Origin of the sequence: Dolomitihabitans soli (genome assembly GCF_022213955.1) — a bacterium.
Taxonomy (GTDB): Bacteria; Actinomycetota; Actinomycetes; order Streptosporangiales; family Streptosporangiaceae; genus Streptosporangium_A; species Streptosporangium_A soli.
In genome coordinates, this window is record NZ_JAKNTW010000022.1 from 1 (window position 1) to 25,537 (window position 25,537).

The 25,537-nt window shown below is 72.1% G+C and carries 23 protein-coding genes; 9 read left to right on the plus strand and 14 right to left on the minus strand.

The genetic code is table 11. The annotated features are described in order from the left end of the window. Positions 1-139: 139 nt before the first annotated feature. The 7 genes from MBA17_RS33470 to MBA17_RS33500 all read left to right on the plus strand — a co-directional run bounded on the left by MBA17_RS33470 (position 140) and on the right by MBA17_RS33500 (position 6,063). Positions 140-394: a DUF1876 domain-containing protein gene (locus MBA17_RS33470; RefSeq protein ID WP_238501162.1), complete on the plus strand. Its 255-nt coding sequence runs from the start codon at positions 140-142 to the stop codon at positions 392-394. Positions 395-608: 214 nt separating this feature from the next. Further along, positions 609-2,282, plus strand: coding sequence for a sulfatase-like hydrolase/transferase (locus MBA17_RS33475; protein ID WP_238501164.1), 1,674 nt, complete (start codon positions 609-611; stop codon positions 2,280-2,282). An 83-nt stretch (positions 2,283-2,365) separates the two neighbouring features. Beyond that, positions 2,366-3,022, plus strand: a complete 657-nt coding sequence (locus tag MBA17_RS33480; RefSeq protein WP_238501166.1) for a hypothetical protein — start codon at positions 2,366-2,368, stop codon at positions 3,020-3,022. A 58-nt stretch (positions 3,023-3,080) separates the two neighbouring features. Continuing rightward, complete coding sequence (locus MBA17_RS33485; protein WP_238501174.1) at positions 3,081-3,473, plus strand: GntR family transcriptional regulator; 393 nt, start codon at positions 3,081-3,083, stop codon at positions 3,471-3,473. Next, complete coding sequence (locus MBA17_RS33490; protein ID WP_238501175.1) at positions 3,470-4,372, plus strand: ABC transporter ATP-binding protein; 903 nt, start codon at positions 3,470-3,472, stop codon at positions 4,370-4,372. Before MBA17_RS33485 ends, MBA17_RS33490 begins: the two co-directional genes overlap by 4 nt. After that, entirely contained in the window at positions 4,360-5,313 is a 954-nt protein-coding gene (locus tag MBA17_RS33495) for a hypothetical protein (RefSeq protein WP_238501176.1), read from the plus strand. The genes MBA17_RS33490 and MBA17_RS33495 overlap by 13 nt, the downstream gene beginning before the upstream one ends. Positions 5,314-5,379: 66 nt before the next feature. Next, positions 5,380-6,063 carry a nucleotidyltransferase domain-containing protein gene (locus MBA17_RS33500; RefSeq protein WP_238501182.1) on the plus strand — a complete coding sequence of 228 codons (684 nt, stop codon included), beginning with the start codon at positions 5,380-5,382 and terminating at the stop codon, positions 6,061-6,063. A 65-nt stretch (positions 6,064-6,128) separates the two neighbouring features. On the opposite strand, the gene MBA17_RS33505 is transcribed toward MBA17_RS33500, so the two are convergent. From MBA17_RS33505 to MBA17_RS33530, 6 genes are all read right to left on the minus strand, one after another. Beyond that, positions 6,129-7,526, minus strand: a complete 1,398-nt coding sequence (locus tag MBA17_RS33505; protein WP_238501185.1) for a sulfatase family protein — start codon at positions 7,524-7,526, stop codon at positions 6,129-6,131. A 19-nt stretch (positions 7,527-7,545) separates the two neighbouring features. Beyond that, positions 7,546-8,352 (minus strand): carbohydrate ABC transporter permease, encoded by an 807-nt coding sequence (locus tag MBA17_RS33510; RefSeq protein WP_238501187.1) that lies wholly within the window; start codon positions 8,350-8,352, stop codon positions 7,546-7,548. 10 nt (positions 8,353-8,362) lie between these two features. Beyond that, on the minus strand, positions 8,363-9,244 hold the full coding sequence (locus MBA17_RS33515) for a carbohydrate ABC transporter permease (RefSeq protein ID WP_238501189.1): 882 nt from the start codon (positions 9,242-9,244) through the stop codon (positions 8,363-8,365). A gap of 3 nt (positions 9,245-9,247) precedes the next feature. Beyond that, on the minus strand, positions 9,248-10,507 hold the full coding sequence (locus tag MBA17_RS33520; protein WP_238501191.1) for an ABC transporter substrate-binding protein: 1,260 nt from the start codon (positions 10,505-10,507) through the stop codon (positions 9,248-9,250). 24 nt (positions 10,508-10,531) lie between these two features. Next, positions 10,532-11,533, minus strand: coding sequence for a LacI family DNA-binding transcriptional regulator (locus MBA17_RS33525; RefSeq protein WP_238501193.1), 1,002 nt, complete (start codon positions 11,531-11,533; stop codon positions 10,532-10,534). A gap of 64 nt (positions 11,534-11,597) precedes the next feature. Continuing rightward, the gene (locus MBA17_RS33530; RefSeq protein WP_455432908.1) at positions 11,598-12,539 is read right to left on the minus strand and encodes a formylglycine-generating enzyme family protein; all 942 of its coding nucleotides are present in this window, start codon (positions 12,537-12,539) and stop codon (positions 11,598-11,600) included. Positions 12,540-12,900: 361 nt separating this feature from the next. On the opposite strand from MBA17_RS33530, the gene MBA17_RS33535 reads away from it, so the two are divergent. Next, positions 12,901-14,853, plus strand: a complete 1,953-nt coding sequence (locus MBA17_RS33535) for a glycosyl hydrolase family 18 protein (protein WP_238501196.1) — start codon at positions 12,901-12,903, stop codon at positions 14,851-14,853. A 92-nt stretch (positions 14,854-14,945) separates the two neighbouring features. Here the strand turns inward: MBA17_RS33535 and MBA17_RS33540 are convergent, their stop codons facing one another. After that, positions 14,946-15,308: a DUF2203 domain-containing protein gene (locus tag MBA17_RS33540; RefSeq protein ID WP_238501198.1), complete on the minus strand. Its 363-nt coding sequence runs from the start codon at positions 15,306-15,308 to the stop codon at positions 14,946-14,948. Between the two features lie 300 nt (positions 15,309-15,608). Between MBA17_RS33540 and MBA17_RS33545 the strand changes: the two genes are divergently transcribed. Next, a complete protein-coding gene (locus tag MBA17_RS33545; RefSeq protein ID WP_238501201.1) occupies positions 15,609-17,411 on the plus strand; it encodes a tetratricopeptide repeat protein in 1,803 nt (600 codons plus the stop codon). Between the two features lie 16 nt (positions 17,412-17,427). Here MBA17_RS33545 and MBA17_RS33550 read toward each other — a convergent pair whose 3' ends face one another. From MBA17_RS33550 to MBA17_RS33580, 7 genes are all read right to left on the minus strand, one after another. Then, positions 17,428-18,477, minus strand: a complete 1,050-nt coding sequence (locus tag MBA17_RS33550; protein WP_455432909.1) for an NAD(P)-binding domain-containing protein — start codon at positions 18,475-18,477, stop codon at positions 17,428-17,430. 164 nt (positions 18,478-18,641) lie between these two features. Next, on the minus strand, positions 18,642-19,520 hold the full coding sequence (locus MBA17_RS33555; RefSeq protein WP_238501203.1) for a ribokinase: 879 nt from the start codon (positions 19,518-19,520) through the stop codon (positions 18,642-18,644). Further along, positions 19,517-20,836 carry an ADP-ribosylglycohydrolase family protein gene (locus MBA17_RS33560; RefSeq protein WP_238501204.1) on the minus strand — a complete coding sequence of 440 codons (1,320 nt, stop codon included), beginning with the start codon at positions 20,834-20,836 and terminating at the stop codon, positions 19,517-19,519. The genes MBA17_RS33555 and MBA17_RS33560 overlap by 4 nt, the downstream gene beginning before the upstream one ends. Further along, positions 20,833-21,969 carry an ADP-ribosylglycohydrolase family protein gene (locus MBA17_RS33565; RefSeq protein WP_238501205.1) on the minus strand — a complete coding sequence of 379 codons (1,137 nt, stop codon included), beginning with the start codon at positions 21,967-21,969 and terminating at the stop codon, positions 20,833-20,835. Before MBA17_RS33565 ends, MBA17_RS33560 begins: the two co-directional genes overlap by 4 nt. After that, positions 21,956-22,954 (minus strand): ADP-ribosylglycohydrolase family protein, encoded by a 999-nt coding sequence (locus tag MBA17_RS33570; RefSeq protein WP_238501206.1) that lies wholly within the window; start codon positions 22,952-22,954, stop codon positions 21,956-21,958. Before MBA17_RS33570 ends, MBA17_RS33565 begins: the two co-directional genes overlap by 14 nt. A 6-nt stretch (positions 22,955-22,960) precedes the next feature. Continuing rightward, positions 22,961-24,022, minus strand: coding sequence for an ADP-ribosylglycohydrolase family protein (locus MBA17_RS33575; protein WP_238501211.1), 1,062 nt, complete (start codon positions 24,020-24,022; stop codon positions 22,961-22,963). 189 nt (positions 24,023-24,211) lie between these two features. Beyond that, positions 24,212-25,531: an ABC transporter substrate-binding protein gene (locus tag MBA17_RS33580; RefSeq protein ID WP_238501213.1), complete on the minus strand. Its 1,320-nt coding sequence runs from the start codon at positions 25,529-25,531 to the stop codon at positions 24,212-24,214. Positions 25,532-25,537: the final 6 nt, after the last annotated feature.

Sequence of the window (25,537 nt, forward strand, 5' to 3'; positions counted from 1 at the left end):
GGGCTCGCGCCCGGGGGTCTCGTGAGTGGACCAACCGGGCCGCGCCGGGTGCCCCGGCCCCGCCACGTTTCTTTACCGCATGCCAGGTTTCGCCTGCTCACCGCGGGTACGTGGTCATGGTAGGCAGGAGGTGCAGGTCATGACCGAGAAGCAGCTGAACGTGCAGATCTCCATCGCCGAGGACCTCGACACCACGTCCGCCCGGGCAGTGCTCACCCTGACGGGCGGCACCGAGGTCGTCGGGACGGGTCACGCCCGCCGTAATCCCATGGACCAGCCCGCTCCCGAGATCGGCGACGAGCTCGCCGTCGGCCGCGCGCTGATCGACCTGGCCGACAGGCTCCTCGACGTGGCCGCCAGGGACGTCGCGATGCTGGCCGGTCGCCATCACTGAGCCACACCCGGCATCGCCCCGTCGCCATCGCTGAACCACACCCAGCAGTGCCCCGTCGCCATCGCTGAGCCACGCCCGGCAGTGCCCCGGAGAGCGTTCGCTCGCGCGCTCTCCGCCGTCTTTTCAAGTGGTACATACCTGGCACCACAAATATCTGCCCAAGGTTAACGATCACTCGCTACACTCCGCCCGAATCTCGATCGAAGCGGAGACCATGAGCACCCACTCCCCCAGCCGCCGTGCGTTCATCGCAGGGACGGGCGGCCTCGTCACCACGGCCCTCGTCGGCGCCGGCCAGGCCGGACTGCCCGACAGGCCCAACATCGTCCTCGTCCTGGCGGATGACCTAGGCTGGGGGCAGCTCGGCTGCTACGGCCAGGACAAGATCAAGACGCCGACGCTCGACCGCCTCGCCGCCGAGGGCCTCCGCTTCACCAGCGCCTACTCGGGCGCACCGTTGTGCGCGCCGTCCCGGGCCGCGTTGCTGACCGGGCTGCACACCGGCCACGCGACCGTGCGGGAGAACCCGGAGGGCGGTACGCAGCACTCACTGACCAGCTCCGACCTGACCTTCGCGAACCTGCTCAAACTGGCGGGCTACCGGACCGCCTGCTTCGGCAAGTGGGGCTTCGGGCCGGAGACGCCCGCCCAGCCCTCGCACCCGAACTCCCGGGGGTTCGACGAGTTCTTCGGTTTCATCGGGCACAAGCACGCCCACCAGTACTGGCCCGACTATCTCTGGCACAACCAGGAGCGGGTCCACCTCGGCCGCCGCTCGTACGCGCCGGACCTGTTCCTCCAGCGGGCCAAGGAGTTCATCCGCGAATCGGCCGACGAGCCGTTCCTGCTGTACTTCCCGACCACGCTGCCGCACGCCCCCAGCCAGGTCCCCGGCGGCACCGGTGAATACGCGGACCGGCCGTGGACGCGGGCCAACCGGGGCCACGCCGCCCAGGTCACCAGACTGGACACGCACGTCGCGGAGATCATTCGCACGTTACGCGAGGCGGGCGTCGCCGACTCCACGGTGCTGCTGTTCGCCGGCGACAACGGCCCGCACCGCGAGAAGGGCGTCACCCCGGGCCTGTTCGACTCCAACGGCCCCTTCCGCGCCGACAAGCGCGACCTCTACGAGGGCGGCATCCGGGTCCCGATGATCGCGTGGTCGCCGTCGCTGCCGCGCCGGGGCGAGGTCGTCGAGGAGCAGGTCGCGTCTTGGGACGTGCTGCCCACCCTGGCCGACCTCGCCGGTCTGCCCCTGCCCGACCATCTCGACGGCCGCTCCTTCAGCGGCCTGCTCACCGGCTCCGGGCACACGGGTCACGACTACCTGTTCTGGAACCGCCCGCGGAAGGCGCAGGCCGTACGGCGGGGCAGGTGGAAGGCGGTCCGCTTCGCGCCGGGGATCGCCGGGGCGGGCGCCTCCGGGCGGTTCGAGCTGTACGATCTGCGCACCGACCTGGGCGAGCGCCGCAACCTGACCGCGACCAGGCCCGAGATCGCCGCCGAGCTGAACGCGCTGATGGACGCCTCCGTCGGCCCCGATCCGCGCACGCCGTACGGGCTGCGGGTGACGGCGGCGCGTACCGGGCTGCGCGGTGAGCCGCACGAGATGGTCGTCAGGCTGCACAACGGCTCGGCGGTGTCGTGGAACGACGTCCATCTCTCGCTCGACGTGCCGCCGGGCTGGCGGGCGACGGGCGACGGGCGGCGAGCGGTGCTGATGCCGGGCGACTCGATCACCACGACCTTCACGGTCACCGCGCCCGCCGGCCGTACCTCGCTCACCAGGACCCTGCTGGCGAGGGCACGGTTCGACGCGAGCGGCCGCCGGGTGCGGTTCCGGTCGCGCCGGAAGCTCACGGTGGTCCACGGCGCGGCGGTCTGAAGCGATCCGTAGCGGGGGGATGGCGTTCCGGCGGCCGAAATCGCAGACTGGAAGGTGACACTACCGGCCAAAAGGAGTGTGCAGTGGACAGTCAGCAGATGCCTGCGCTGGTTCCCGTACTGTCTCGCGGCAGGCACCGGAACCCCCGCAAGGGCGCGTGTTTCATGGAATTGGCGTCCTATCTCGCTGGGGAGCGCTGGAGCGACCATCCCGCGTGCACGCACCCGCTCCTCGCGGGCCTGGCACGTCTGGTCAACGACTTCAGCTCCGACGCCGGACGCCCGAAGCTGGCGGCGCTGATCCCTTCGGTGATCGGCCTCGCCGGTGACGACCCGCGGATCGACGCGCGGATCGCGTTGCGCTGCGCGACCACGGCGCTGCCCGTCGTGTCCGCCGACCTGCAACTCGCCATGGCCGTCTCGATCCTGGCGGCCGAGCAGGTGCTGGCGGACCTCGACGGCCGGGAGCCGGGCACGCTCAGCGAGCGCAGCAGGGAGGCGCTCGCGCAGGCGCCTCGGGCCGTTGCGGGGGCGCGCCGGCTCAGGCGCGGCATCCGCGTGTCCACCAGGGGGTTCCGCCGCTTCGCCGCGCCGAACACGGTGCAGCTCGCGGCGCGTGGTGTCGCCCAGGCGTGCGTCACCGATCCCGACGCGCTGCTGCGCGCCATGCTCACCGACGCGATCGACGAGTGCGCGGCGCTGATCAAGGAACCCGCGGACAGGAGCCCCGCGCTGATTTGACACTCCGCCCCGCATCCAACACCCTTTCACTATTCGATTAGTGAAAGGGTGTTGGCTCTTGATCGACTTTCACCTGGACAGGGCGTCGGGGGTGGCGACCTACTTACAACTCGTCCACCAGGTCAAACACGCCCTGCGACTCGGCCTGCTCCGGCCGGGAGACCGGCTGCCCACGGCCAAGGACGTCGTGGCCAGGCTCGCCATCAACCCCAACACCGTGCTGAAGGCGTACCGCGAGCTGGAGCGTGAGGGGCTGGTCGTCGGCCGGCCGGGGATGGGCACGTTCGTGGAGCGCACGCTCGGCGGCGCCTCCCCCGCCGCGCGCGCCCGGCTGCACGCCGATCTGTCGCGACTGGCGCTGGACGCCCGCGAGGCCGGCCTGGACCAGGAGGATCTGGAGGCGCTGTTCGCCTCCGTGCTCGGCGACACCTACCGGGAGGAGATCGCATGACGCCCGCGCTGGAGGCCACCGGGCTCGGCAAGCGCTACCGGGGCGGCTGGGCGCTGCGCGACCTGTCGCTCGCCGTACCCGAGGGCCGGGTGGTCGCGCTCGTCGGCCCGAACGGCGCGGGCAAGAGCACGCTCCTGCACCTCGCCGTGGGCCTGCTCGACCCCACGCACGGCACGGTCCGCGCGTTCGGCGAGCCCGTACGGCAGGCGGGCGTGGCGTTCATGGCCCAGGACAAGCCGCTGTACGACGGGTTCACCGTGGCCGAGATGCTCCGCTTCGGCAGGACCCTCAATCCGGGCTGGGACGACGATCTGGCCAGGAACCGGCTGGCGGAACTGGAGATCCCGCTGCGGCGCAAGGTCGGCAGGCTGTCCGGCGGGCAGCAGACCCAGGTCGCGCTGACGCTGGCCGTCGCCAAACGTCCCCGGCTGCTCGTGCTCGACGAGCCGCTGGCCGACCTCGACCCGCTGGCCAGGCAGGACGTGCTGCGCGCGCTCATGTCGACGGTGGCGGAGAGCGGGATGACCGTGGTGTTCTCCTCCCACGTGGTCGCCGACCTCAAGGACACCTGCGACTGGCTGGTCGTGCTCAACCGGGGACGACTCCAGGTCAGCGGCGACATCGACGAACTGGTCGCCGGTCACCGGGTCCTCCGCGGGCCGGTCGAGGCGGCGGACGCCATCGCGGACCGGCTGCCGGTCATCGCGCACGAGCGGACCGACCGCCAGGCCACCCTGCTGGTGCGGTCCGCCCAGCCGGTGCCCGACCCGAGATGGCACGAGCACCGGGTCGACCTGGAGCAGATGGTGCTGGCCTACCTGCGCGACCCCGGCAGCTCCGCCCTCCCCCGCCCTGCCCTCGCCGCCCTCGGAAAGGACGACCGGCCATGGTCTGGCTGACTCTGCGCCAGCACAGGATGCAACTGCTCGCGATGCTCGTGCTGCTGCTCGGCGCGGGCGCGCTGCTGCTGTTCTCCGGCCTGGAGGCCCAGGGCTACGCCGCGGCCCACGCCCCGCCGGGCTGTCCCGGGCAGCAGGACGTGTGCGGCGAGGTCAACGCCGGCCTCGCGGACCGGTACGACGCGGTCTATCTGTTCGTCGGCATGCTGCCCCTCGCCGCGCCCGTGCTGGTCGGCGCCTTCTGGGGCGCTCCCCTGCTGGCCAGGGAGTACGAGCAGGGCACCAACAAGCTCGCCTGGACCCAGGCCGCCTCGCTGCGCCGCTGGCTGACCGTCAAGCTGGCGCTGCTCGCGACGGCCGTCACCGTGAGCGGGCTGGTGATGTCGGCGATGGTCAGCGCCTGGCTGCCCGGCTTCCGCGAGGCGAAGGGCGACACCTCCTTCGCCAACGCGGGCGTGTTCAGCATGGTGGGGGTCTCGCCCGCCGTCTGGTGGCTGTTCGCCTTCCTGTTCGGCGCGGCGTCGGGCACGGTCGTGCGCCGGGTGCTGCCGGCGATGGCCGTCGCGGTCCTCGGCGTCGTCACGGTCACCTTCGTGCTGTTCAACCTGCGCGACACCTACGCGGAGCCGGTACGGCTGGTCACCACCCACTACGAGACGGCGCTCGACCGGGGGGCCATGATGAAGGAGCTCACCTGGCTCTCGCCCTCGGGGGTGGAGAGCGCGCTGCCCCCGTTCGACGTCTGCTCGATGCCGAACACCCAGCGCGGCGCGATCGAACAGGAGACCTGCCTGTTCGAGAAGGGCTACCAGCGAGTGTTCTATCACCATCCGACCAGCCGCTTCTGGCGGTTCCAGTGGACCGAGGCCGGCATCCTGCTGGCCGGGGCGCTTCCGCTGGGCGGTCTGACGGTGATCCGCACGCTCCGCCGCCGCAACTGACCAGTTACAGCCCTCTTCAGATAACAAAGGCTTATATCGGGTGACAAGGCCGATAGAGTCGAGATCATGAAGGAGGCGCTCGTCGTGGAGCACTCGGTGCTCTCGGTCGTGGTCGGGTCGCGGGCCTACGGGCTGGAGACCGAGGAGTCCGATGTGGACCGGCGTGGGGTGTTCGTGATACCGACGCCGCTGTTCTGGCGACTGCAGAAACCGCCCACGCACCTGGAGGGGCCGCAGCCCGAGCAGTTCTCCTGGGAGGTTGAGCGGTTCTGCGTGCTGGCGCTGGAGGCCAACCCGACGGCGCTCGAATGCCTTTGGTCGCCGATCGTCGAGCAGATGACGCCGGTCGGCGAACGGCTGCTGTCGCTGCGGAGCGCGTTCCTGTCCCAGCGGGCCCACCAGAGCTTCACCGGCTACGCCACCGCGCAGCTCCGCCGGCTGGATCCCGCACAGCCCAACTGGAAACGGGCCATGCACATGCTGCGCCTGCTGCTCGGCGGCCTGCACCTGGTCGAGCACGGCGAGCCGCTGGTGCGGGTGGGGGTCCACCGGGACCGGCTGCTCGCCGTACGGCGGGGGGAGGTCACGTGGGCGGAGGTCGAGGCGTGGCGCGGCGAGCTGGACGCGCGCATCGACGCCGCGCTGCCCGCCAGCCGCCTCCCCGAGCGTCCCGACCGTGCGGCGGTGGAGGAGTTCCTCGTCTCGGTACGGAGGGAGTCGCTCAGTGGGACCGGCGGCCACATCTGGTGACGTCCTGCGGTAGACCGCTCAGCTGGCCTGGTGACCGTATCCGGTGACGGGCGGCGGAGGATCGCTCAGCGGGGCTGGTGACCGTATCTGGTGACGGGCGGCGGGGAGATCCGGACGAGCGGGTCGGTGGCGACGCGGTGCCGGCCCGGAGGCGGGTCGGCGGGGTCGATGACCGGCGTCCGCTCGCCCGCCTCGGACATGCGGCGGGCCAGGCGGGCGGCCAGGCCGTCGGCGATCTCGCGATGGGACGGCATGCCGGCCAGGTTGACCAGCTCGTGCGGGTCGGAGGCCAGGTCGTAGAGCGCCTGCTCGCGGTAACGGTCCGCGCTCGCGGTGTGCCAGGGATCCGCCTCCTCGGCCACCGCGTAGTACTTCCACCGGTCCGTCCGAATGCCGCGCCCCACCTCAGACTCGCTGACCTGGAAGAACACCTCGTCCGGCAGGGAGGAGGACCGCAGCGAGCGGCCCTGGACGGCGTCGGGAACGGGAATCCCGGCCGCTTCGAGCAGGGTCGGCGGCAGGTCCAGGGTGCTGACCGGCCGCGTGATCGCCCCGCCGCCGTCGAAACCCGGCCCCCGCAGGGCGAGCGGCACCCGGAGGGAGGCGTCGTGGCAGGAGCGCTTGTACTCGTCGTTGCGGGTCTTGAAGTGGCAGCCGTGGTCGGCGGTGTAGGCGACGATCGTGTCCTGGGCGATCTCCAGGCTGCGCAGAGCGTCGAGCAGCCTGCCGAGCCCTTCGTCGAGGCGCTTGACCTGGCCGAGGTAGCCGCCGAGGTGCCGCTGCGCCGTACCCCCCAGGGCGGCCAGGTCGGGCGGCAGCCAGCGGCCCTGGTAGCGCTCCTCGTAGCCCTCCGGGGCCGGGTAGTCGTCCACCTCGTTCTGGTGGTGCGGCTCCAGGAAGGAGAGGAAGAGGTAGAAGGGCCGGTCGTGGTGGTCGGTGACGAAGCGGATGGCGGCGTCGGTGAGCGCGTCCGAACGGTAGCCGGGCAGCGCGACCGCGTCGCCCGCCTCGTCGTAGACGATGGTCCGGTAGGCGTCGGAGGTGAACTCCAGCAGGTTCGCGCCCAGCCAGAAGTCGTACCCGCCGCGTTGCTCCGGCGGCACGGGGTCCTTGTCCGCCAGGTGCCACTTGCCGATGTAGCCGGTGGCGTAGCCCGCCTCCCCGAAGTGGTGCGCCAGGGTCCTGGCGTCCGGCGGCAGCGGGATGTCGTTGCGGTAGACCCCGGTGGCGGTCGGGTAGCGGCCCGTCTGCAGCGCGGCGCGGGCCGGGGCGCACACCGGCTGCGGGGTGAACGCCGCCAGGGCGTGCGTGCCGAGCCTGGCCATCCGGTCGAAGTTCGGCGTCAGGTCGAGCGGGTTGCCGGTGGTGTCCCACCGCTGCTGGTCGGTGAGCACGACGATGACGTTCGGCCGGCGGGGTGGCCGACGGGACTGCGGGACGGGCTGCTGGGCGGGCGGGGTCATGGGTTCCTTCCGGTGGCGGTCAGCGGAGACCGGTCAGCGTGATGCCCTTCACGAAGTACCGCTGGCTGACCAGGAACAGCACCGCGGTGGGCACGAAAAGGATCACCGACCCGGCGGCGGTCAGGTGCCAGAGCGTGAAGTACTCCTGGTTGAAGAGCGTGAGGCCGACCGGGATGGTCCGCATCTCGGGCGTGGTGGTGGCGATCAACGGCCACAGGAACTCGTTCCACTGGAAGACGAAGGTGAACAGCCCGAGCACGGCCAGCGCCGGCCTGGTCTGCGGCAGAATGATCTTGCGGTAGATGGCCATCTCAGAGGCCCCGTCGATGCGGGCGGCGCTGATCAGGTCGTCGGGGATCGGCTGGATGAACTGGCGCATCAGGAAGATGCCGAACGCGTCCATCAGGAACGGCGTGATCAGCGCCTGGTAGCTGTCCAGCCAGCCGAGCCCGGCCATCATCACGTACAGCGGGATCATCCGCACGAAGAACGGCACCATCAGGGTGGCCAGCAGCAGCACGAACAGCGTGTTGCGCAGCGGGAAGCGGAACTTCGCGAAGACGTAGCCGACCAGCGGGTCGAAGATCAGGTGCGACAACGTGATCACACCGGCGACGATCAGGCTGTTGACGATGAAGTCGCCGAACGGCGCCCGCTCGAACAACTCGGCGAAGTTGCCGAACTGCGGCGACGCCGGCCACAGGACGGGATCGGCCGACAGCGTCTCCGCCTCGGTCTGCAGCGCCAGCGAGACCATGTAGAGCAGCGGCACCACGGTGATCAGGGCGGAGACGGTCAGGACGGCGTAGGTGAGAGCACGGCGCACCGCTGCCTCCTCAGTACTGGATCTCGCCGCGCCGGCCGGCCCGCAGCTGCACGACCGTGAACGCCACGATCACGAGCAGCAGCAGCACCGACTGCGCCGACGAGTAGCCGAAGTCGCGCGAGTCGAAGGCGACCTGGAAGATGTGGAAGACGAACAGGTCGGTCGCGTCGCCGGGACCGCCGTTGGTGATGATGTACGCCTGGCCGAACGCCTGCAGCCCGGAGATCACCGCCATCACCGACACGAACAGCGTGGTCGGCGCGAGCAGCGGCAGCGTGATCCGCCAGAACCGCAGCCAGCCGCTCGCCCCGTCCACCCGCGCGGCCTCGTGGTAGACCTCCGGGATGCCCTGCAGCCCGGCCAGGAAGAGCACCATCGTGTAGCCGACGCCCTGCCACAGGGTCACCGCGACGATCGTGGCGAGCGGATGAGTGTTCAACCACTCCTGCGGCGGCAGACCGAGCTCGCCGAGCACCCGGTTGAGCACGCCGAGCTGCGGGTCCAGGATGTTGCGCCAGAGCAGGCCGACGATCGCGACCGAGGTCAGGTACGGCACGAGCAGCGCCACGCGGAACGCGACCCTGCCCCTCAGCGGCTGGTTGAGCGCCAGCGCGAGCGCCAGCCCCAGCACGATGGAGCCGGCCACCACGGCCAGCGAGAAGACCAGGGTCACCAGGAAGGCGTGGTGGACGGCCGGATCGGCGGCGGCCCTGGCGTAGTTGCCGAGGCCGGTGAACCGGTCGGCCTGCGGCCCGGTGCGGGTGCTGGTGGACAGCACGTTGCCGATCGGCAGGAAGAAGAAGACGCCGAAGAACAGGATGGCGGGCGCGAGGAAGAGGTAGGCGGTACGGGCGTACCGTCCGGACAGGGTGGGTTTGCGGTGGGAGAGCACGCGCTATCCCCGGATGGCCTTCTCGGCGGCCTCGGCGAACCGTTGCAACTCCTGCTCGGCGGGGCGGTTCCTGATCACGATGTTCTGGTACATGGTCTTCAGCAGGTCGGTGTACTCGCCGTAGTGGCCGGTCAGCCGTACGTCCGAACCGGGGTCCTCGGCGTGCGGGAAGGCGTCGGCGAACGCCTTGAGCTCCGCGTTCTGCCGTACTTCGGGAAGCTTCGCCCACGACGTGCGCGGCATGGTCATGCCCACCTCCTCGGTGACGGCCTGCTCGACCCGCGCGGTCGTGATGCGCTTGACGAAGTCCCAGGACAGGTCGGGCCTGCGGGCCTTGAGCGGGACGAACACGCTGGTCCCGGCGAGCTGCGTGGCCCGCTCCCGGTGGCTGGGCAGGGGCGCGATGCCGAGTTCGAGGTCGGGGCTCGTCTGCTTGATGGGGGCGATGTCCCAGGGACCCGTGATGATCATCGCGGCCCGGCCGGCGGCGAACAGCTTCTGCGGCCCGGAGTAGTCGGTGCTGGAGACCGGCACCGGCGAGACCCGGTGCTCGTGCACCAGCCCGGCCTGGAAACGCAGGGCCTCGGCAGCAGCCTCCCTGGGGACCATGACCTTGCCGGTCTCCGCGTCGTAGGCGCGGACCCCGGCCTGGAGCAGCCACGGCCACAGGTAGGTGTAGTCCTGGTTCAGCGCGATGCCGTGGACGTCGTCCCCGGTCAGCGCCTTCGCCACGGTGAGCAGCTCGGCCCAGGTGGTGGGCGGCTCCAGCCCGGCGCCCGTGAACATCTTCTTGTTGTAGAAGAGGAGCTGGCAGGTCAGGTGGAGCTGCACGCCGTACACCTCGCCCTTGTAAGAGTTGCGCTCCACGGTGGCGGGGAGCCAGTCGGCGGGGAATCCCATCGCCTGGCCGTCCTTGTCGACGAAGTCCTGCAGGGAGCGGGCGTTGCCGGAGAGGGCGAACTCCTGGACCCAGCTTCCCGGCTCCTCCACCAGGTCGGGAACGGTCCCGGAGGAGAAGTCGGCGAGCAGCCGGGTGCGCAGGTCGGGCCACTGGTACTTCTGCAGGTTGACCTTGACCTGGTGGGCCTTCTCGAACTCGGCGATGACCTCGCGGTACGCCTTGTAGTCGTGCCCGGCGTTCCAGTAGATCGTGAACGTGCCGGACTCGGTGGCGGGCGGGGGCGCACCCGCGCAGGCGGCGAGCAGCGGGGCGATCGAGGCGGCTCCGGCGAGGCGGAGGGTGTCACGGCGGGTGAAGGACATCTCCAGCGTCCATTCCTGTGCTGTTTAGGAGGTTCCCCGCCGCAGGAACGTCCAGGGCCGGACGATCTCGCGGACGGGCGGGGGGTCCTCGGCCTGGAGGCGGTCGAAGAGGAGCCGTACGACCTCGGTGAAGTCGTACGTGACGGGGCCGACGGTGCTGAGCGGCGGTTTGGTGATGAGTCCTTCGTCGATGTTGCCGACGCCGACCACGGCGACGTCCTCGGGCACCCGGAGCCCGGCGTCCCGAACGGCCCAGATGGCGCTGATCGCCGCCCGGTCGGAGGCGGCGAAGATGGCGTCCGGCCGGTCCGGCCGGGTCAGCAGGTCGGCGGTGGCCCGGTAGCCCGAGATGCGGTCGTCGGCTCCCGGCACCACGATCGGCTCGGCCCCGTGCCGGTTGAGCGCCTGGAGGTAGCCGCGCATCCGGTCGGAGGGCTCCTCGCGGTAGAGCTCGGACCGGTGCGCGATGAACGCGACACGGCGGCGGCCGCGCAGCAGCAGATCCTCGACCGCTTCCCGGCACGCGTCGGTGGCGGGCACCCGCACCACGTCGCAGCCCTCGGGCACGGGCTCGTTGCGCATCACGACCATCGGCAGGCCGCTGCGGGTCAGCGCGGTGAGCATGTCGTAGGTCAGGTGCTCGCCGCTCACGTTGACCAGCGCGCCGTCCGCGATCCGGCCGAGCAGCAGGTCCTGTGCGGCACGGGCGCGGGCCGCGGAGTAGACGGCGAGCGAGATGACGGAGAAGCCGAGCGCGTCGGCCATCTCGTGCAGGTCGCGGGCGACCCGCTCGTCGGTGGGCACCCCGCCGACCGTGCCCTGCACCAGGCACACCCGCTGGGTGCGCCGCCTGCGCAGGCTCCTGGCGGCCTGGTTCGGCGTGTAGCCGAGCTGTTCCGCCGCTTCGAGCACCTTGCGCCTGGTCTCCGCGCCGACCGGCCGGTCCCGGCCGCTGAGGACGTACGACACCGTCGCGACCGACACTCCCGCCAGCCCAGCCACATCCCGCGCCGTCGGCCTTGTCATGTTAAACGTATAACACAGCCTCCACAGTGAACGGAAGGCTGTCGTGGCGGAAGAGGTTTATCGATTAACCGGCGCAGCGGAAGCCGGCGTGTCCCGAGGAGCTGTCCGGGGTGTTGCCCATCCGGGCGGCGACCCGGTAGCGGGTGCAGTAGGAGTCGTGGCAGAGGTAGGAGCCGCCGCGCATCACCCGCGCGTCGCCCCTGGGCGGGCCCGCCGGGTCGGCGCGGGAGGCGGTGCGGTGGTAGTCCGGGCTCCACCAGTCGGCACACCACTCCCAGACGTTGCCCGACACGTTGTGCAGGCCGTAGCCGTTGGGGTCGAAGGCGGTGACGGGGGCGGTGCCGCGGTAGCCGTCCTCGCCGGTGTTCCTGGTGGGGAAGCTGCCCTGCCAGATGTTGCACATGTGCCGGCCGCCGGGGGTGAGTTCGTCGCCCCACGGGTAGCGCCGCTGCGAGAGGCCACCGCGGGCGGCGTACTCCCACTCGGCCTCGGTCGGCAGCCGCAGCCCCGACCAGCGGCAGAAGGCGGCGGCGTCGTTCCAGGAGACGTGCACCGCCGGGTGGTCCCAGCGCTCCTCGACGGTGGAGCCCGGCCCTTCGGGGTGCCGCCAGTCGGCCCCGGAAACCGCACACCACCAGGGGGTCTCCGCCACCCGCGGGGAGTCGCGGCGCAGCGGCCCCGGCAGGAACCCGGCGAACACGTGCGACCACCCGAACCGCTCGGCCTCGGTGACGAATCCGGTCGCCTCGACGAAGACCGCGAACCTGGCGTTGCTCACGGCGTGCGCGTCGATCCGGAACGGCCGCACCCGGACCTCGCGCACCGGCCCCTCGCCGTCGGCGGGAAAGCCGCCCTCCTCGTTGCCCATCAGGAAGGTCCCGCCGGGCAGTGCGACCATGCCGTCCGCGCCCACGGTGACACCGGCCGGCGTGACCGGCGGGGCGGTGGTCGTGGCGCTCTCGCCTCTGGCGGGCGCACAGCAGGAGGGGCGGTTCTCGTCAGGCATCGCTCACAACTTCGGGATCGCAGGGCCGGCTTCCCGTCGATTATGCCGAAGCGACTTCGCAGGTCAGGGGCGGGGCGGCGGCAAGGACAAGCCATTGGGCCCCTCAGGTCATTGACCGCGCCTGTCCATCCGGGTACCTTCACAGCAATTAAACAAGAAAGCTTCCTAATAGTTTCTTTCGAACCTCCTGATGAGAGACATGCCACGTGCACCGCCTGCCGTACCTGACCACTCAACCGCGTGGGGGACCAAGCGTGGGCCCCGGAGCTCACCACACCAGACCTCGATCCCATTTCGCATCCGCACATCGGACGTGGAGCAGTAGATGAGACACAGGATCGTTTCGAGACTTCTAGCAGCGGTGGGAGCTCTGCTCATCCCGTTCGGCACGGCGATCGTGCTGGCGCCGGGTGCGTCGGCCGCACCCACCGCCCAGGTCGGCGGCACACTCGCGGCCGCCCCCGCCTGGGCTCCGTGGACCGCCTACGCCACCGGGGCCCGGGTGAGCTACAACGGCGTCGAGTACGAATGCCGTCAGAGCCACACCTCCCAGCCCGGCTGGGAACCCCCCAACGTGGCCGCCCTGTGGAAGGTCGCCGAGGGCGGCGGCACCGACACCACCGCGCCCAGCGTGCCGGCGAACCTGCGCAGCACCGCCACCGCCGCCACCACGGTCACCCTCGCCTGGAACGCCTCCACCGACAACGTCGCCGTCACCGGCTACGAGGTCTACCGCGGCACCACCCTGGTCACCACCACCAACGGCACCGGCACCACCTACACCGACACCGGCCTGACCGCCCAGACCACCTACACCTACACGGTCAGAGCCCGCGACGCCGCCGGCAACCGCTCCGCCGCCAGCAACCAGATCAGCGCCACCACCACCGGCGGCGGAGGCGGCGACACCACCGCGCCCAGCGTGCCCGCGAACCTGCGCAGCACCGCCACCGGCACCACCACGGTCACCCTCGCCTGGAACGCCTCCACCGACAACGTCGCCGTCACCGGCTACGAGGTCTACCGCGGCACCACCCTGGTCACCACCACCAACGGCACCGGCACCACCTACACCGACACCGGCCTGACCGCCCAGACCACCTACACCTACACGGTCAGAGCCCGCGACGCCGCCGGCAACCGCTCCGCCGCCAGCAACCAGATCAGCGCCACCACCACCGGCGGCGGAGGCGGCGGGGGCAACAAGCTGCTGGGCTACTTCGTCCAGTGGGGCGTCTACCAGCGCGGCTACCACGTCAAGAACATCGACACCAGCGGCTCGGCCGCGAAGCTGACCCACATCAACTACGCCTTCGGCAACGTGCAGGGCGGCAGGTGCACCCTCGGTGACACCTACGCCGACTACGACCGGTTCTACGCGGCCGGCGAGAGCGTCGACGGCGTGGCCGACACCTGGGACGCGGGCGCGCTGCGCGGCAACTTCAACCAGCTGCGCAAGCTCAAGGCGAAGCACCCGAACCTGAAGGTGCTCTTCTCCTTCGGCGGCTGGACCTGGTCCGGCGGCTTCGGCCAGGCGGCGGCCAACCCCGCGGCCTTCGCCGAGTCCTGCCACGCGCTGGTCGAGGACCCGCGCTGGGCCGACGTCTTCGACGGCATCGACATCGACTGGGAGTACCCCAACGCCTGCGGGCTCACCTGCGACACCAGCGGCCCGGCGGCGTTCAAGAACGTGATGTCCGCGCTGCGCACCCGCTTCGGCTCGAACTACCTCGTCACCGCGGCCATCACGGCCGACGGCACCTCGGGCGGCAAGATCGACGCGGCCGACTACGGCGGCGCCGCGCCGTACGTCGACTGGTACAACGTGATGACCTACGACTTCTTCGGCGCCTGGGCCGCCCAGGGTCCGACCGCCCCGCACTCGCCGCTCAACTCCTACACCGGGCAGCCCACCGCGGGATTCGACTCCGACACCGCCATCCAGAAACTGAAGAGCAAGGGAATCCCGGCGAGCAAGCTGCTGCTCGGCATCGGCTTCTACGGCAGAGGCTGGACCGGCGTCACCCAGGCGGCTCCCGGCGGCAGCGCCACCGGCCCCGCGCCGGGTCAGTACGAACAGGGCATCGAGGACTACAAGGTGCTCAAGACCCGCTGCCCGTCCACCGGGACCGTGGCGGGCACCGCCTACGCCTTCTGCGGCAACCAGTGGTGGAGCTACGACACTCCGAGCACCATCACCGGCAAGATGAGCTACTCGAAGAACCAGGGCCTCGGCGGCTCCTTCTTCTGGGAGCTCAGCGGTGACACCACCAACGGCGAGCTCATCGGCGCCATGAAGAACGGTCTGGGCTGACCGCGGACGGAGCCGGGGAGTTTCGCCTCCCCGGCTCCGTCATGCCGGGGGTCGCGCGACGAGCCCGTTTCCTCAGGTCAGGGGCCGCCCGGCTAGGCCAGCGGCCGGCGTCCCGGGAAGCCGAGGTCGCTGCGGTGGTACCAGCCGAGGTCGGGGTCGCCTTCGAGCCAGCACAGCCGTACGGAGACGCCGTCGAGCTCGGCGGGGAAGTCGACGAGCAGCGGCGCGACCCCCTTGACCTCGATCTCGCGCTCGGCGAACCAGCCGAGGATCTCGTCCATCCTGGCCTCGTGCGCCTTGGCCTCGGCCAGCCCGCCGAGCCGCGAGCCCGCACCTCGCCTGAGGTCGTACGCCAGCTCGGCCATGTCCGCACGGATCGCCACGAAGTCCCTCGCCTGTTCGAGGACCTCCGGCATCAGCGCACGTGCCTCGTCAAGGGTGAAGGTCCGTTCCACACCGGCACGCTATCGCCTCTTCCGTACGGCACGCGCACCGCCTGGGATGTGGCGGTGTGTCCGGATCCGGCCATAACGTCAGGAGATCTTGTCAAGACGATCAAGATCACCTGATACTGAATGACCGAACGCAGGCCCGAGCAGGAGAGCCATGAAGAAGATCATCGTTCACAGGCCCGGCCCGGTGACGCTCAAGGGCGCCGCGAGCGCCAAGCACGAGGGTTGATCGCCGGAGGGCCGGTGTCCCGCGCGGGTGACACCGGCCCGCCACGGCCCACGAGCGGCGAAGGCGGACAACGGATGGCAGCGGTGTCCCCCCTGCTGGTCGACGCCGACCGCAGGCGGTGCGGGCCGTACACCGCGGCGAGCGCCATCCTGGCGGAACTCGTGCCCGAGGCCCTGGAACACCGGCCCGAACTGGTCACGGCCCACGACATCGAGATCCGTACGGCGGCGCCCGACCTGCGGCACCTCGTCCCCGCCCGGCGCGTCTCCATCGCCGCCGACCTACCCAGGGCCGAACGCATCCTGGTCCACGCGCCCCGCCGCACGCTGCGGATCTCCAACGGGCTGGCGGAGTTCGTCCGCGACCACCTGGCGGCGACCGGCGACCGCACGATCGCCGTCGCGAACCTCCGGCACGCCGATCCGACCGACCACGAGTTCCTCGCCGTGCTGCGCCGCCGGGTCGACCCCGGGCTGCTCCACCTCACCGAGACGGCTGCTCCTCCGGGCGAGTGGGAACTGAGCCCCGCCGGGCACGCGCGGCGGGCCGACGAACTGGAAGCCCTGGGCACGATCGGACCGAAGCTGGGCGCGGTCCCGCACCACCGCGAGCGGGCGGGCGACCCGGCCCGCGCCCTCGACGCGTTCACGTACGCGGTGGAATGGTGCTTCGAGGAGGGCTGCCACCACGCCGTCGCCGAACTCGGCGCCCGCGCGCTGCCGCTGGCCGATCCCGTCACCGGCCACGAGGACTGGTGGCGTCTCATCCACCGGACCGCCACCGCGCTCGGCGCCCTCGGCCGCGAGGAGGAGGCGGCCGGCCTCTTCGACGTGGCGCGCAGGGGCAGCACCGAGCCCGCCGCGCACGCCGCCGCCGCCTACTCCACGGCCATGCTCGCCGTACGCCACCACGACCCCGCGCGCCGGGACCCGCAGGCGGCGCTCGGCTGGGTCAACGAGGCGATCGCGATCTCCACGCTGCTGCCCGACCGGTCGACGAGGGCCTTCAAACTGGGCTTCGACCTCAACGGCAAGGCCCTCGTCGAGACCCGGCTCGGCCGTACGGGCGAGGCGCGGCGGCTCGTCCAGGAGGCCATCGACCTCGCCGACCGCGACCTCGAACCCGGCGCGCACCCCGTCCACCGGCTGGTCCTGCTCGCGAACCGGGCCCGGATCGCCGCCGACCCCGCCGCCGCCCTCGCCGACCTCGACGCGGTCATCGCCGCCGACCCGGGATACCCCGACTACTACATCGACCGGGGCAACCTGCTCTACCGGCTGGGCCGGCCCGCCGACGCGGTCGCCGACTACGAGAGCGCGATGCGCGCCGGGCCGCCGTTCCCCGAGCCCTACTACAACCGGGCCGAGGCCAGGTTCGCCGCCGGAGACCACCAGGGCGCGCTCGCCGACCTGGACCACGCCCTCGCCCTCGACCCCGAGTTCGTCGACGGCCTCGCCAACCGCGCGGGCCTGCTCGCGTCCCTCGGCAGGTACGGCGAGGCGCGCGCCGACGCCGAGGCCGGCCTGGCGCTCGACCCGGCCAACCCCTACCTGCTGTGCGCGCTGGGCCAGGTGGAGCTCGCCGGAGGACGTCCCGCCGAGGCCCGCGCCGCCTTCGACGACGCCCTGGCGGCGGACCCCGCGCTGGCCGCCGCCTGGGCGAACCGGGGCATCCTCGCGCACGAGACGGGCGACCCCGAGTCCGCCGTCGCCGACCTCACCCGGGCGCTCTCCCTCGGCGAGGATCCCGCCCTCCTCTACAACCGCGCCCTCGCCCTCCGCGCCACCGGCCACCCCCGCCAGGCTGCCGCCGACCTCCACCGCGCCCTCGAACTGGCCCCCCAGGACGACGAGATCCGCCAAGCCCTGACCCTCTGACCGGTGCTGCGCGGGGTCAGGCGGCCGCGTGGCCGGCGAGGAGGGCACGGAGGTCGCGTACGGCGGTGCGGGCGGCCCTGGTCGCGCCGATGGTGCTGGCGGAGGGGCCGTAGCCGACGAGGTGGACGCGGGGATCGCGGGCGGCGTGGGTACCCTCGACGCGGATGCCGCCGCCCGGTTCGCGCAGGCCGAGGGGTGCCAGGTGGTTGACGACGGGCCGGAAGCCGGTGCACCAGAGGATCACGTCGGCGGCGATCTCGCGCCCGTCGTCCCAGGCCACCCCGTCCGGAGTGATCCTGTCGAACATCGGGAGCCGCGCCAGCACCCCGGCGTCCATGGCCCGCCGTACCTCGGGGGTCACCGGATACCCGGTCGCGCTGACGATGCTTCCCGGCGGCAGCCCCCGGCGTACCCTGTCGGCGATCTCGGCGACGGCGGCGCGGCCGGCCTCCCGGTCGAAGGGGCCCTCGACGAAGCGGGGCGGGTGACGGGTGACCCAGGTCGTCTCGGCCACCTCGGAGATCTCCATGAGGAGCTGGACCCCGGAGGCGCCACCGCCGACCACCACCACGCGCTGCCCGGCGAACTCCTCGCGCCCGGTGTAACCGGCTGTGTGCAGCTGACGGCCGCGGAAGGTCTCCTGCCCGGGGTAGCGCGGCCAGAAGGGGCGGTCCCAGGTGCCGGTGGCGTTGATCAGGGCCCGCGCCGTCCACTCCCCCGCCGTGGTCTCGACCCGGAGCCGCCCGTCGGGCAGCCCGCGCACCGCCCGGACCTCGACCGGCCGCAACACCGGCAGCTCGAACCGGCTCTCGTACCCGCCGAAGTAACGCGCGACCACCTCGGACGCGGGGCGGGTGGGCTCGGCGTCGTCCAGCCGCATCCCCGGCAGGTCATGAATGCCGTGCACCGCACCCAGCGTCAGCGACGGCCACCGGTGCCGCCACGCCCCGCCGGGCCCCTCGCCCCGGTCGAGCACCACGAATCCCAGCCCGGCCCTGCGCAGGAAGTAGGCACTGGACAGACCGGCCTGCCCGGCGCCCGCGACCACCACGTCCACATCGTCCACACCGAGCCCCAACCACTCCGCGACGCGCGTGATTCCAGAGCCCGCCTACAACGGCATGTGGGTGTACTTCCGGGGGATCCAGACCCCGTACTCCACCGGCTATCCCGCGGGTTACCGAGCCGGATTCCGCCCGTTCCGGCCCGGCTGGCGCGGCGGGCCGGACGTCACGGGGCGAGGAACGCGTCGATGGCGGCGCGGGACGGCATGGAGGTGCTCGCGCCCTCCCGCTGGACGGACAGGGCGGCGGCGGCGGAGGCGAAGCGGAGGGCCGCCTCGGGGGGCAGGCCCTCGGTGCGGGCGACCGCGAGCGCGCCGACGAAGGTGTCGCCGGCCGCCGTGGTGTCGACGGCCTCGACCTGGAAAGCGGGCACGTGCACCGGCGTCGTGCCGCGCGAGCCGTACAGGGCTCCGGCTCCGCCCAGGGTGACGACGGCCTCGGGGACCAGCTCCAGCAGGGCGGCCAGCGCCTCCGCCGGCTCCCGGCAGCCGGTGATCGCGGCGGCCTCGTGCTCGTTCGGGACGATCAGGTCCACGGCGGCGAGCAACTCGGCGGGGAGCGGGACGACCGGCGCGGGGGTGAGGATCACCGGGACGGTGGAGCTGCGGGCCGCGGCGACGACCGCCTCCATCGGGAGTTCGAGCTGGAGCAGCAGCGCGTCGGACCGGCCGATGGCGGCCGCGTCGTCGTCGGTGGGGCCGGTGAGGGTGCCGTTCGCGCCGGGCACCACGATGATCGAGTTGCCGCCGTCGTCGTCGACGACGATGTGCGCGATGCCCGAGGCGCCGGGGACCGTGCGCAGCCGCCCGACATCCACTCCGGCGCCGGCCAGGGTGGCGCGCATCTCGGGCCCGAACGCGTCGTCGCCGACCGCGCCCACGAAGAGCACCGGCGCGCCCGCCCGGGCGGCGGCCACGGCCTGGTTGGCCCCCTTCCCGCCGGGGATGGTGCGGAACGCCCGCCCCGCGACGGTCTCACCGAGACCCGGTGCCTTCTCCACGTAAGCGACGAGGTCCATGTTCGCGCTGCCGTAAACACTGATCATGAAATCTCCATCGTACGGCGGGCCAACGCGTCCAACCCGATCCCGTCGAACCCCGTGATGCTACTGGCCAGCCGATTCTCCATGGACCACGAGGTGGGCAGCCCGGCGGCCCCGAGCAGCGCGCCGGCCACCGAACCCGCCGTCGCCCCGGCGGAGTCGGTGTCCCAGCCGCCGGCGACGGCCCCGGCGATCACCGCCGTGAAGTCGCCGTCCCCGTGCACCAGCGTGGCGGCGATCAGGGCGGCGTTGTTGATCGTGTGCACCCAGTGCAGCTCGCCGTGCCGCTCGTGCAGGGCGTCGATCACCCGCTCGAAGTCCGGCTCGGCCGAGGCGACGCGCACGGCGTGCCGTACGGCGGAGGCGAGCCGGGAGGCGGGCGGGACCACCGACAGCCCCGCCGCCACGACCTCGGCCGCCGAGGAGGCGACCAGCGAGGAGGCGCACATCGCGGCGGCGAACATCGAGCCGTAGATCCCGTTGGCGGTGTGGCTGAGCCGGGCGTCGCGCCAGGCCATCGTGGCGGCCGCGCCCACATCGCCCGGGTTGGCCCAGCCGTACACGTCGGCCCTGATCAGTGCGCCGATCCACTCCCTGAAGGGGTTCTGGAAGGTCGCGGTGGCGGGCGGCTCCAGCCCGGCGAGCAGGTTGCGGTAGGCGATCCGCTCGGCGGTGAACACCCGGCCGCCGGGCAGCTCGTCGAGCCACAGCTTGGCGACGTGCTCGGTGCCGAAGTCCCGGCCGTGCCGCTCGAGCAGGGCCAGGGCGAGCAGCGGGAAGTTGAGGTCGTCGTCCTCGGGCACGCCGCCGATGTTCTCGGCCAGGGAGTTGCCGGCGCTGCGCCGGTTCCACGGCCACCGTCCGGCGACCTCGGCGGGCAGGCCCTCGGCGGTGAACCAGCCGCGGATCGGCCAGTTGCCGGTGGCCTCGGCGATCTCCCTGATCCCCGCGCGCGGGATCTTCTCCACCGGCTTGCCGAGCACGCATCCCGCCGCCCGGCCGCGCCAGGCGCCGAGCATCCGGTCGGGGTCGGCCCGCACCCGGGTGGCCACCGGCCAGGCGGGACAGGCCGCGACGATCTCCTCGATCCCCGACGGCTCGTCGTAGGGGGATTCCAGCGCGGCCAGTTCGGCGAGGATCTCCCCGGCGAGCGCGCGGTCCCCCGGCTCGGGCGAGGCACCCGCGCGCGGCGGCGCGGCGTGGCCGCCCGCCGCCCGCCAGCGATCGGCGATCGCCGACACGTCCCGGCCGTCCTCGGCGGCCTGACGGAGCTCGTGGCCCACCAGATCCTCGGGCTGGACCCAGGTCAGCCTGATCACGACAGCAGCTCCCGGAACGCCTGCTCGCCGGCCCTCCTGCGCGCCACGTCGTCCTCGTGCACCCGGGTCGCCACCGCGGCGAGCGCCAGCGCGGGGGCGACGAGGTCGAGACGGCTCGCGGTGGAGATCTCGTCGCGCCAGCGCGCGGGGACCGAGGCGAGGCCGCCGAGCGCGCCCGCGATGGCGCCGCCCATGCTGGCGATGGAGTCGGCATCGCGGCCGTAGTTCACGCCGCCGAGCACGGTGTCGCGGTAGTCGCCCTTGGCGATCACCAGGAAGGCCAGCGCCAGCGGCAACTCCTCGATGCTGTGGATCCTGCTCGCACGGCGAGCCCCGAGCCCCTGGTCGCGGTAGGTGTCGGCGACCGTGTCGTAGGGGGCCATGGCGGCACGGAGCCCGGCGAAGGACCCCTCCCAGTGCTCGAATCCGCGAGCCTTGTCGCAGACCGCCTCGATCGCGGCCCTCGTCCCGTCGTGGGCCAGACGCAGGGACGTCTCCACCACCGAGTCGGGCGTCGCGCCGGGGCGCATAGCCTCGGCCACCGCGGCGGCCAGTACGCCGGCGGCCTCCCTGCCATAGCTCGACTGGTGCGCGCCGGCGACGTCGATGGCCTCGGCGTAGGCGGCGTCGGGGTCACCGGCGTTCACCACACCGACCGGGGCCATGTACATCGCCGCGCCGCAGTTGACGATGTTGCCCACGCCCGCCTCACGCGGGTCGATGTGGCCGTAGTGCAGGCGCAGGACCAGCCACTTCTCGGCCAGGAACACCCGGTGCAGCGGCAGCGCCTCCGCCTCCAGTTCGGGGATCCAGCGCTTCTCGCCCATCATCTCCGGCACCAGGTGCTCGGCGACCGCGTAGGCGTCGAGATGACCGCCCGCCCGCTCGTACACCCTGACCAGGGCGTGCGTCATCAGGGTGTCGTCGGTGACGTGCCCGTCGCCCTTGTGGTACGGCGCGATCGGGCGGGCGTTCCGCCAATCCTCGTTGAAGGGAGGGACGATGCCCTCGACCCGCCCGCCGTACCGCTGCTCGATCTGCTCGGGTGTCCAGCCCTCCGTGGCCCCGCCGAGTGCGTCCCCCACCGCGGCCCCGGTCAGACAACCGGCGGCCTTGTCCTCAAGCGGCGTCATGCTGCTCCCCCTTCGTGATCAGTTCTGTTGCGATGTCCAGCAGGTCGGTCCCGGCCAGGCCGGGCAGCGCGCACCCGGCCAGGGTCCGCGCCGCCTCGCACCACCGCCCCGGCAGCGCGGCGTACCCGGTGAGCGCCCCGGTCAGCGCACCGGTCAGCGCGGGCGCCGAGTCGGCGAGCGAGGGCAGGCACGCGGCGGCGGGCACGGCGGCGCTCAGCCGCCCGCCCGAGGCGACGGTCAGCGCGAGCGCGACCGGCACGGTCTGCGCGGCGGCGACGCCGTAGCTGTAGACGTGGTCGATCAACGCGGCGTCCAGCTCCGGCACGGCGGCGAACGCGTCGTCCGCCCGGTCCGCCACCTCCAGCGCGATCCTGGCCGCGGCCCCGATCGCGGTGTCCGCGGGCAGCTCGGCCAGCGCCGCGGCGACCACGTCGCGCACGTCGCCGCCCGCCACGGCCACGGCGACCGCCGCGGCCATCGCGCTCGCGGCGAGCACCCCGTCCCCCGAGTTGGTGACCACCGCGTCCGGGCGCGGGTCGAGCCCGGCCGCGCCGAAGGCGACCGCTCGGACGGCGGCGGCGTCGTCGAAGTGGTGCGGATTGTCATGGCCGCTCACCGGCGGCGGCTTGCCGCGGGCGAGGTTGCCGAGCGCCACCCTGACCGAGATCCGGACCCGCAGGTCATCCCGCGCGGCCAGCTCGCCGTACGCGGTGACCCGGTCCTCGCCGATCGTGCGCGCGGTCCACGCCAGCCACTCCGCGTCGTCGGACGGGCCCACCCGCAACGGCCCGACCTGCTGATTCAGGGCGAACGGCACGGGCAACGTGGTGATCCTCCGCTCCTCCGCGAACGTGTCGAGTTCGCGGCCGAGCCGCCTGCTCCACGGCGCCAGCAGCCCCGAGCGGTGCCGCTGCGCGGGCCACCCCACGGCGTCGCCGACGGCCAGCCCGATGAAGGCGCCGCGAATCCTGTCCCCCGATGCCATCTTCCCCTAGATCCTTTCCGCTCTTTCCCGCGACGCCACCAGTTCACCGGCGACGTCGAGCACGTGCCGCCCCGCCACGACCGGCAGGCAGGTCCCCTTGACCGGCCCGATCTCGGCGGCCCAGCGGGCGGGGACCCCGTCCTCGCCCCGTCCCGCCCCGGCGAGCGCGCCGGCGATGGCGGCGGTGGTGTCGGCGTCCCTGCCGAGGTTCGCCGCGGCCACCACCGACTCCTCCACGTCGCCGCCGCCGATCAGATAGGCGGCCATGGCCAGCGCCACCGCCTCGGGCGCCAGGTCGGTCCACGGATAGTCCCTGACGACCACCGCGTCGTGCAGGTCCACCGCGCCACCGGCACCGCGCACCACCTCGACGGCCGCCCGCAGCGAACGGGCCGTCCAGGAATCCTCCGGTACGGCCCGCAGCCCAGCCGCAACGACCTCGCCCGGCTCGGCCCCGGTCATCGCGACGGCCACCGCCGCCGCGACCGCCTGCCCGCCGAGGATCCCCTCGCCCGCGTTGCTGACCGCACCGTCCACCGCGACCAGCCGCGCGGCCTCCGCCGGCTCACCCGCCGCGTAGATCCCGTACGGCGCGGCCCGCATGGCCAGCCCGTCGGACCAGCCGTGCTGATGCCACAGCCCGGTCAGCGGCGGCTGGAGTCCCCCGCGCAGCGCCTCCATCGCGCCCAGCTCGGAGAAGCCGGCCCCGCGCATCGGCCCGTCGATCGACGGCATGACCTCCTCGCGATAGGCGGCGGCGACGATCTCACTGGTCAGCGCCGAGCCGTGACGGCACAGCAGGATGGCCGCGAAGATGGAGTACTCGGTGTCGTCGGTGCCGCCCTTGCCCGGCTCGATCTCCGTCAGCCGTCCCCACCTGCGCTCGATCTCGGCGGGTTCCAGGTTCTCCGCGGGGCGCCCGAGGGCGTCCCCGGCCGCGAGACCGAGCAGACACCCCCTGGCTCTATCTAATGCGACGCTGCGCGTCGCGGCCCGGGCGCTCACCTGTCTGATGCGACGCTGCGCGTCGCGGCCCGGGCGCTCACACCCGGTGCCTTCCCTCGTCACTCATCCGCTCCTTCGTCGCTCCTTCGCTCCTCAGTCCAGGCACCGGCGCGCCCGGGCGAGGACCCTGGCTCGCTTGAGTGTTCTTGAGGAGTGGCGTTCCAGGACCTTGTTGCCCGCTTCGCCTTTCCTCTTCGCTCCTCAGTCCAGGCGTCGGCGCGTCCGGGCGAGAACCTTGGCTCGCTTGGGTGGTCATGAGGAGTAGCGTTCCAGGACCTTGTTGCCCTCTTCGACGAGGGTCTTGGCGGCGGCGTCCAGGGTGATCTTGTTGGCGAAGTACTGCTGGAGGGCCGGGGTGGCGACCTTGGTCCGCCATTCGTCGTAGCCGTTGACCTTCAGGAAGGGGGCGACGACGAGGTTCTTGGCGGAGGCGGTGGCCACGTCCCAGCCGTCCTTCTCGGCGTTGATCGACGAGTCCTTGGCGGCGGACGTGCTGGTGGGGAGCAGCCAGTCGCCCTTGGCGAGCTTGACCTGGTTGGGGCCGTTGAGGAAGAAGGAGATGAACTTGACGGCCTCGTCCGGGTGCTTGCTCTGAGCCGCGACGCTCAGCGTCTGCGAGACGGCGCCCTGCTCGGCGGAGGTGCCCTTGAGCGGCGGGATCGTGACCCACTCGAAGCCCTCGGGGGCCTGCTCCACGACCTGCTGGCGGAGGAAGACCCCGGCGGGCAGCAGGGCGTACTTCCCGTCGAAGAAACCGGGCAGCGGGTCGGCGGTGCCCATGCCGAGCGCGGAGGGGTCGGCCGACTTGTCCTTGTGCAGCTGGTCGTGGATGCGCTGGAGCACCTGGCGCTCCTCGGGGCCGACCTTGACGGTCGACTTGCCGGCGGCGTCCGTCTGGAAGAAGGTGCCGCCGAAGTTGAGGCTCAGGTTGAGCACCTTGTTCACCGGCGACTTCATCGGCCACGCCACGCCGAACCGCTTACCCGGCTTGGTGAGCTTCCTTGTGATCTCGGCGAACTCGTCCCACGTCCACGGCTCCTCCGCGGTCGGCACCCGGACGTCGGCCTCGTCGAGCAGCTTCTTGTTGGCGATGATGACCTGCGACTCCTGCAGGAACGGCACGCCGTACACGCCCTGGCCGTCCTTGCCGTCGCTGAAGGTCACGGTGTCCCAGGCGGCCTGCGGGATGTCGCCCTTGAGCTCGGCGGGCAGTTTGTCCTTCAGGTCGAGCAGGTAGCCCCGGGAGGCGAAGCCGGACAGCGCGGGCGAGTCGTCGTGGATGACGTCGGGCGCCTCGCCGCCCTCGAAGGAGGTCACGAGCTGGTCGTTGACGTTGTCCCAGCTGCCCTGGACGTACTCGACCTGGATCGTGGGGTTCGCCTTGTTCCAGGTCTCGACCAGCTCCTTGTTGGCGGCGATCGACTCCTTCTGCCAGGCGAGGCTGAGGAACTGCAGTTTGACGGGCCCGGCGGAGGTGGCCTCGCCACCGCCGGCGTCGCCCGACCCGCACGCCGCCGCGGTCAGGGTGACCAGCGCGGCCGCCCCTGCCGCCAGCACGCTACGTACACGCATGAGACT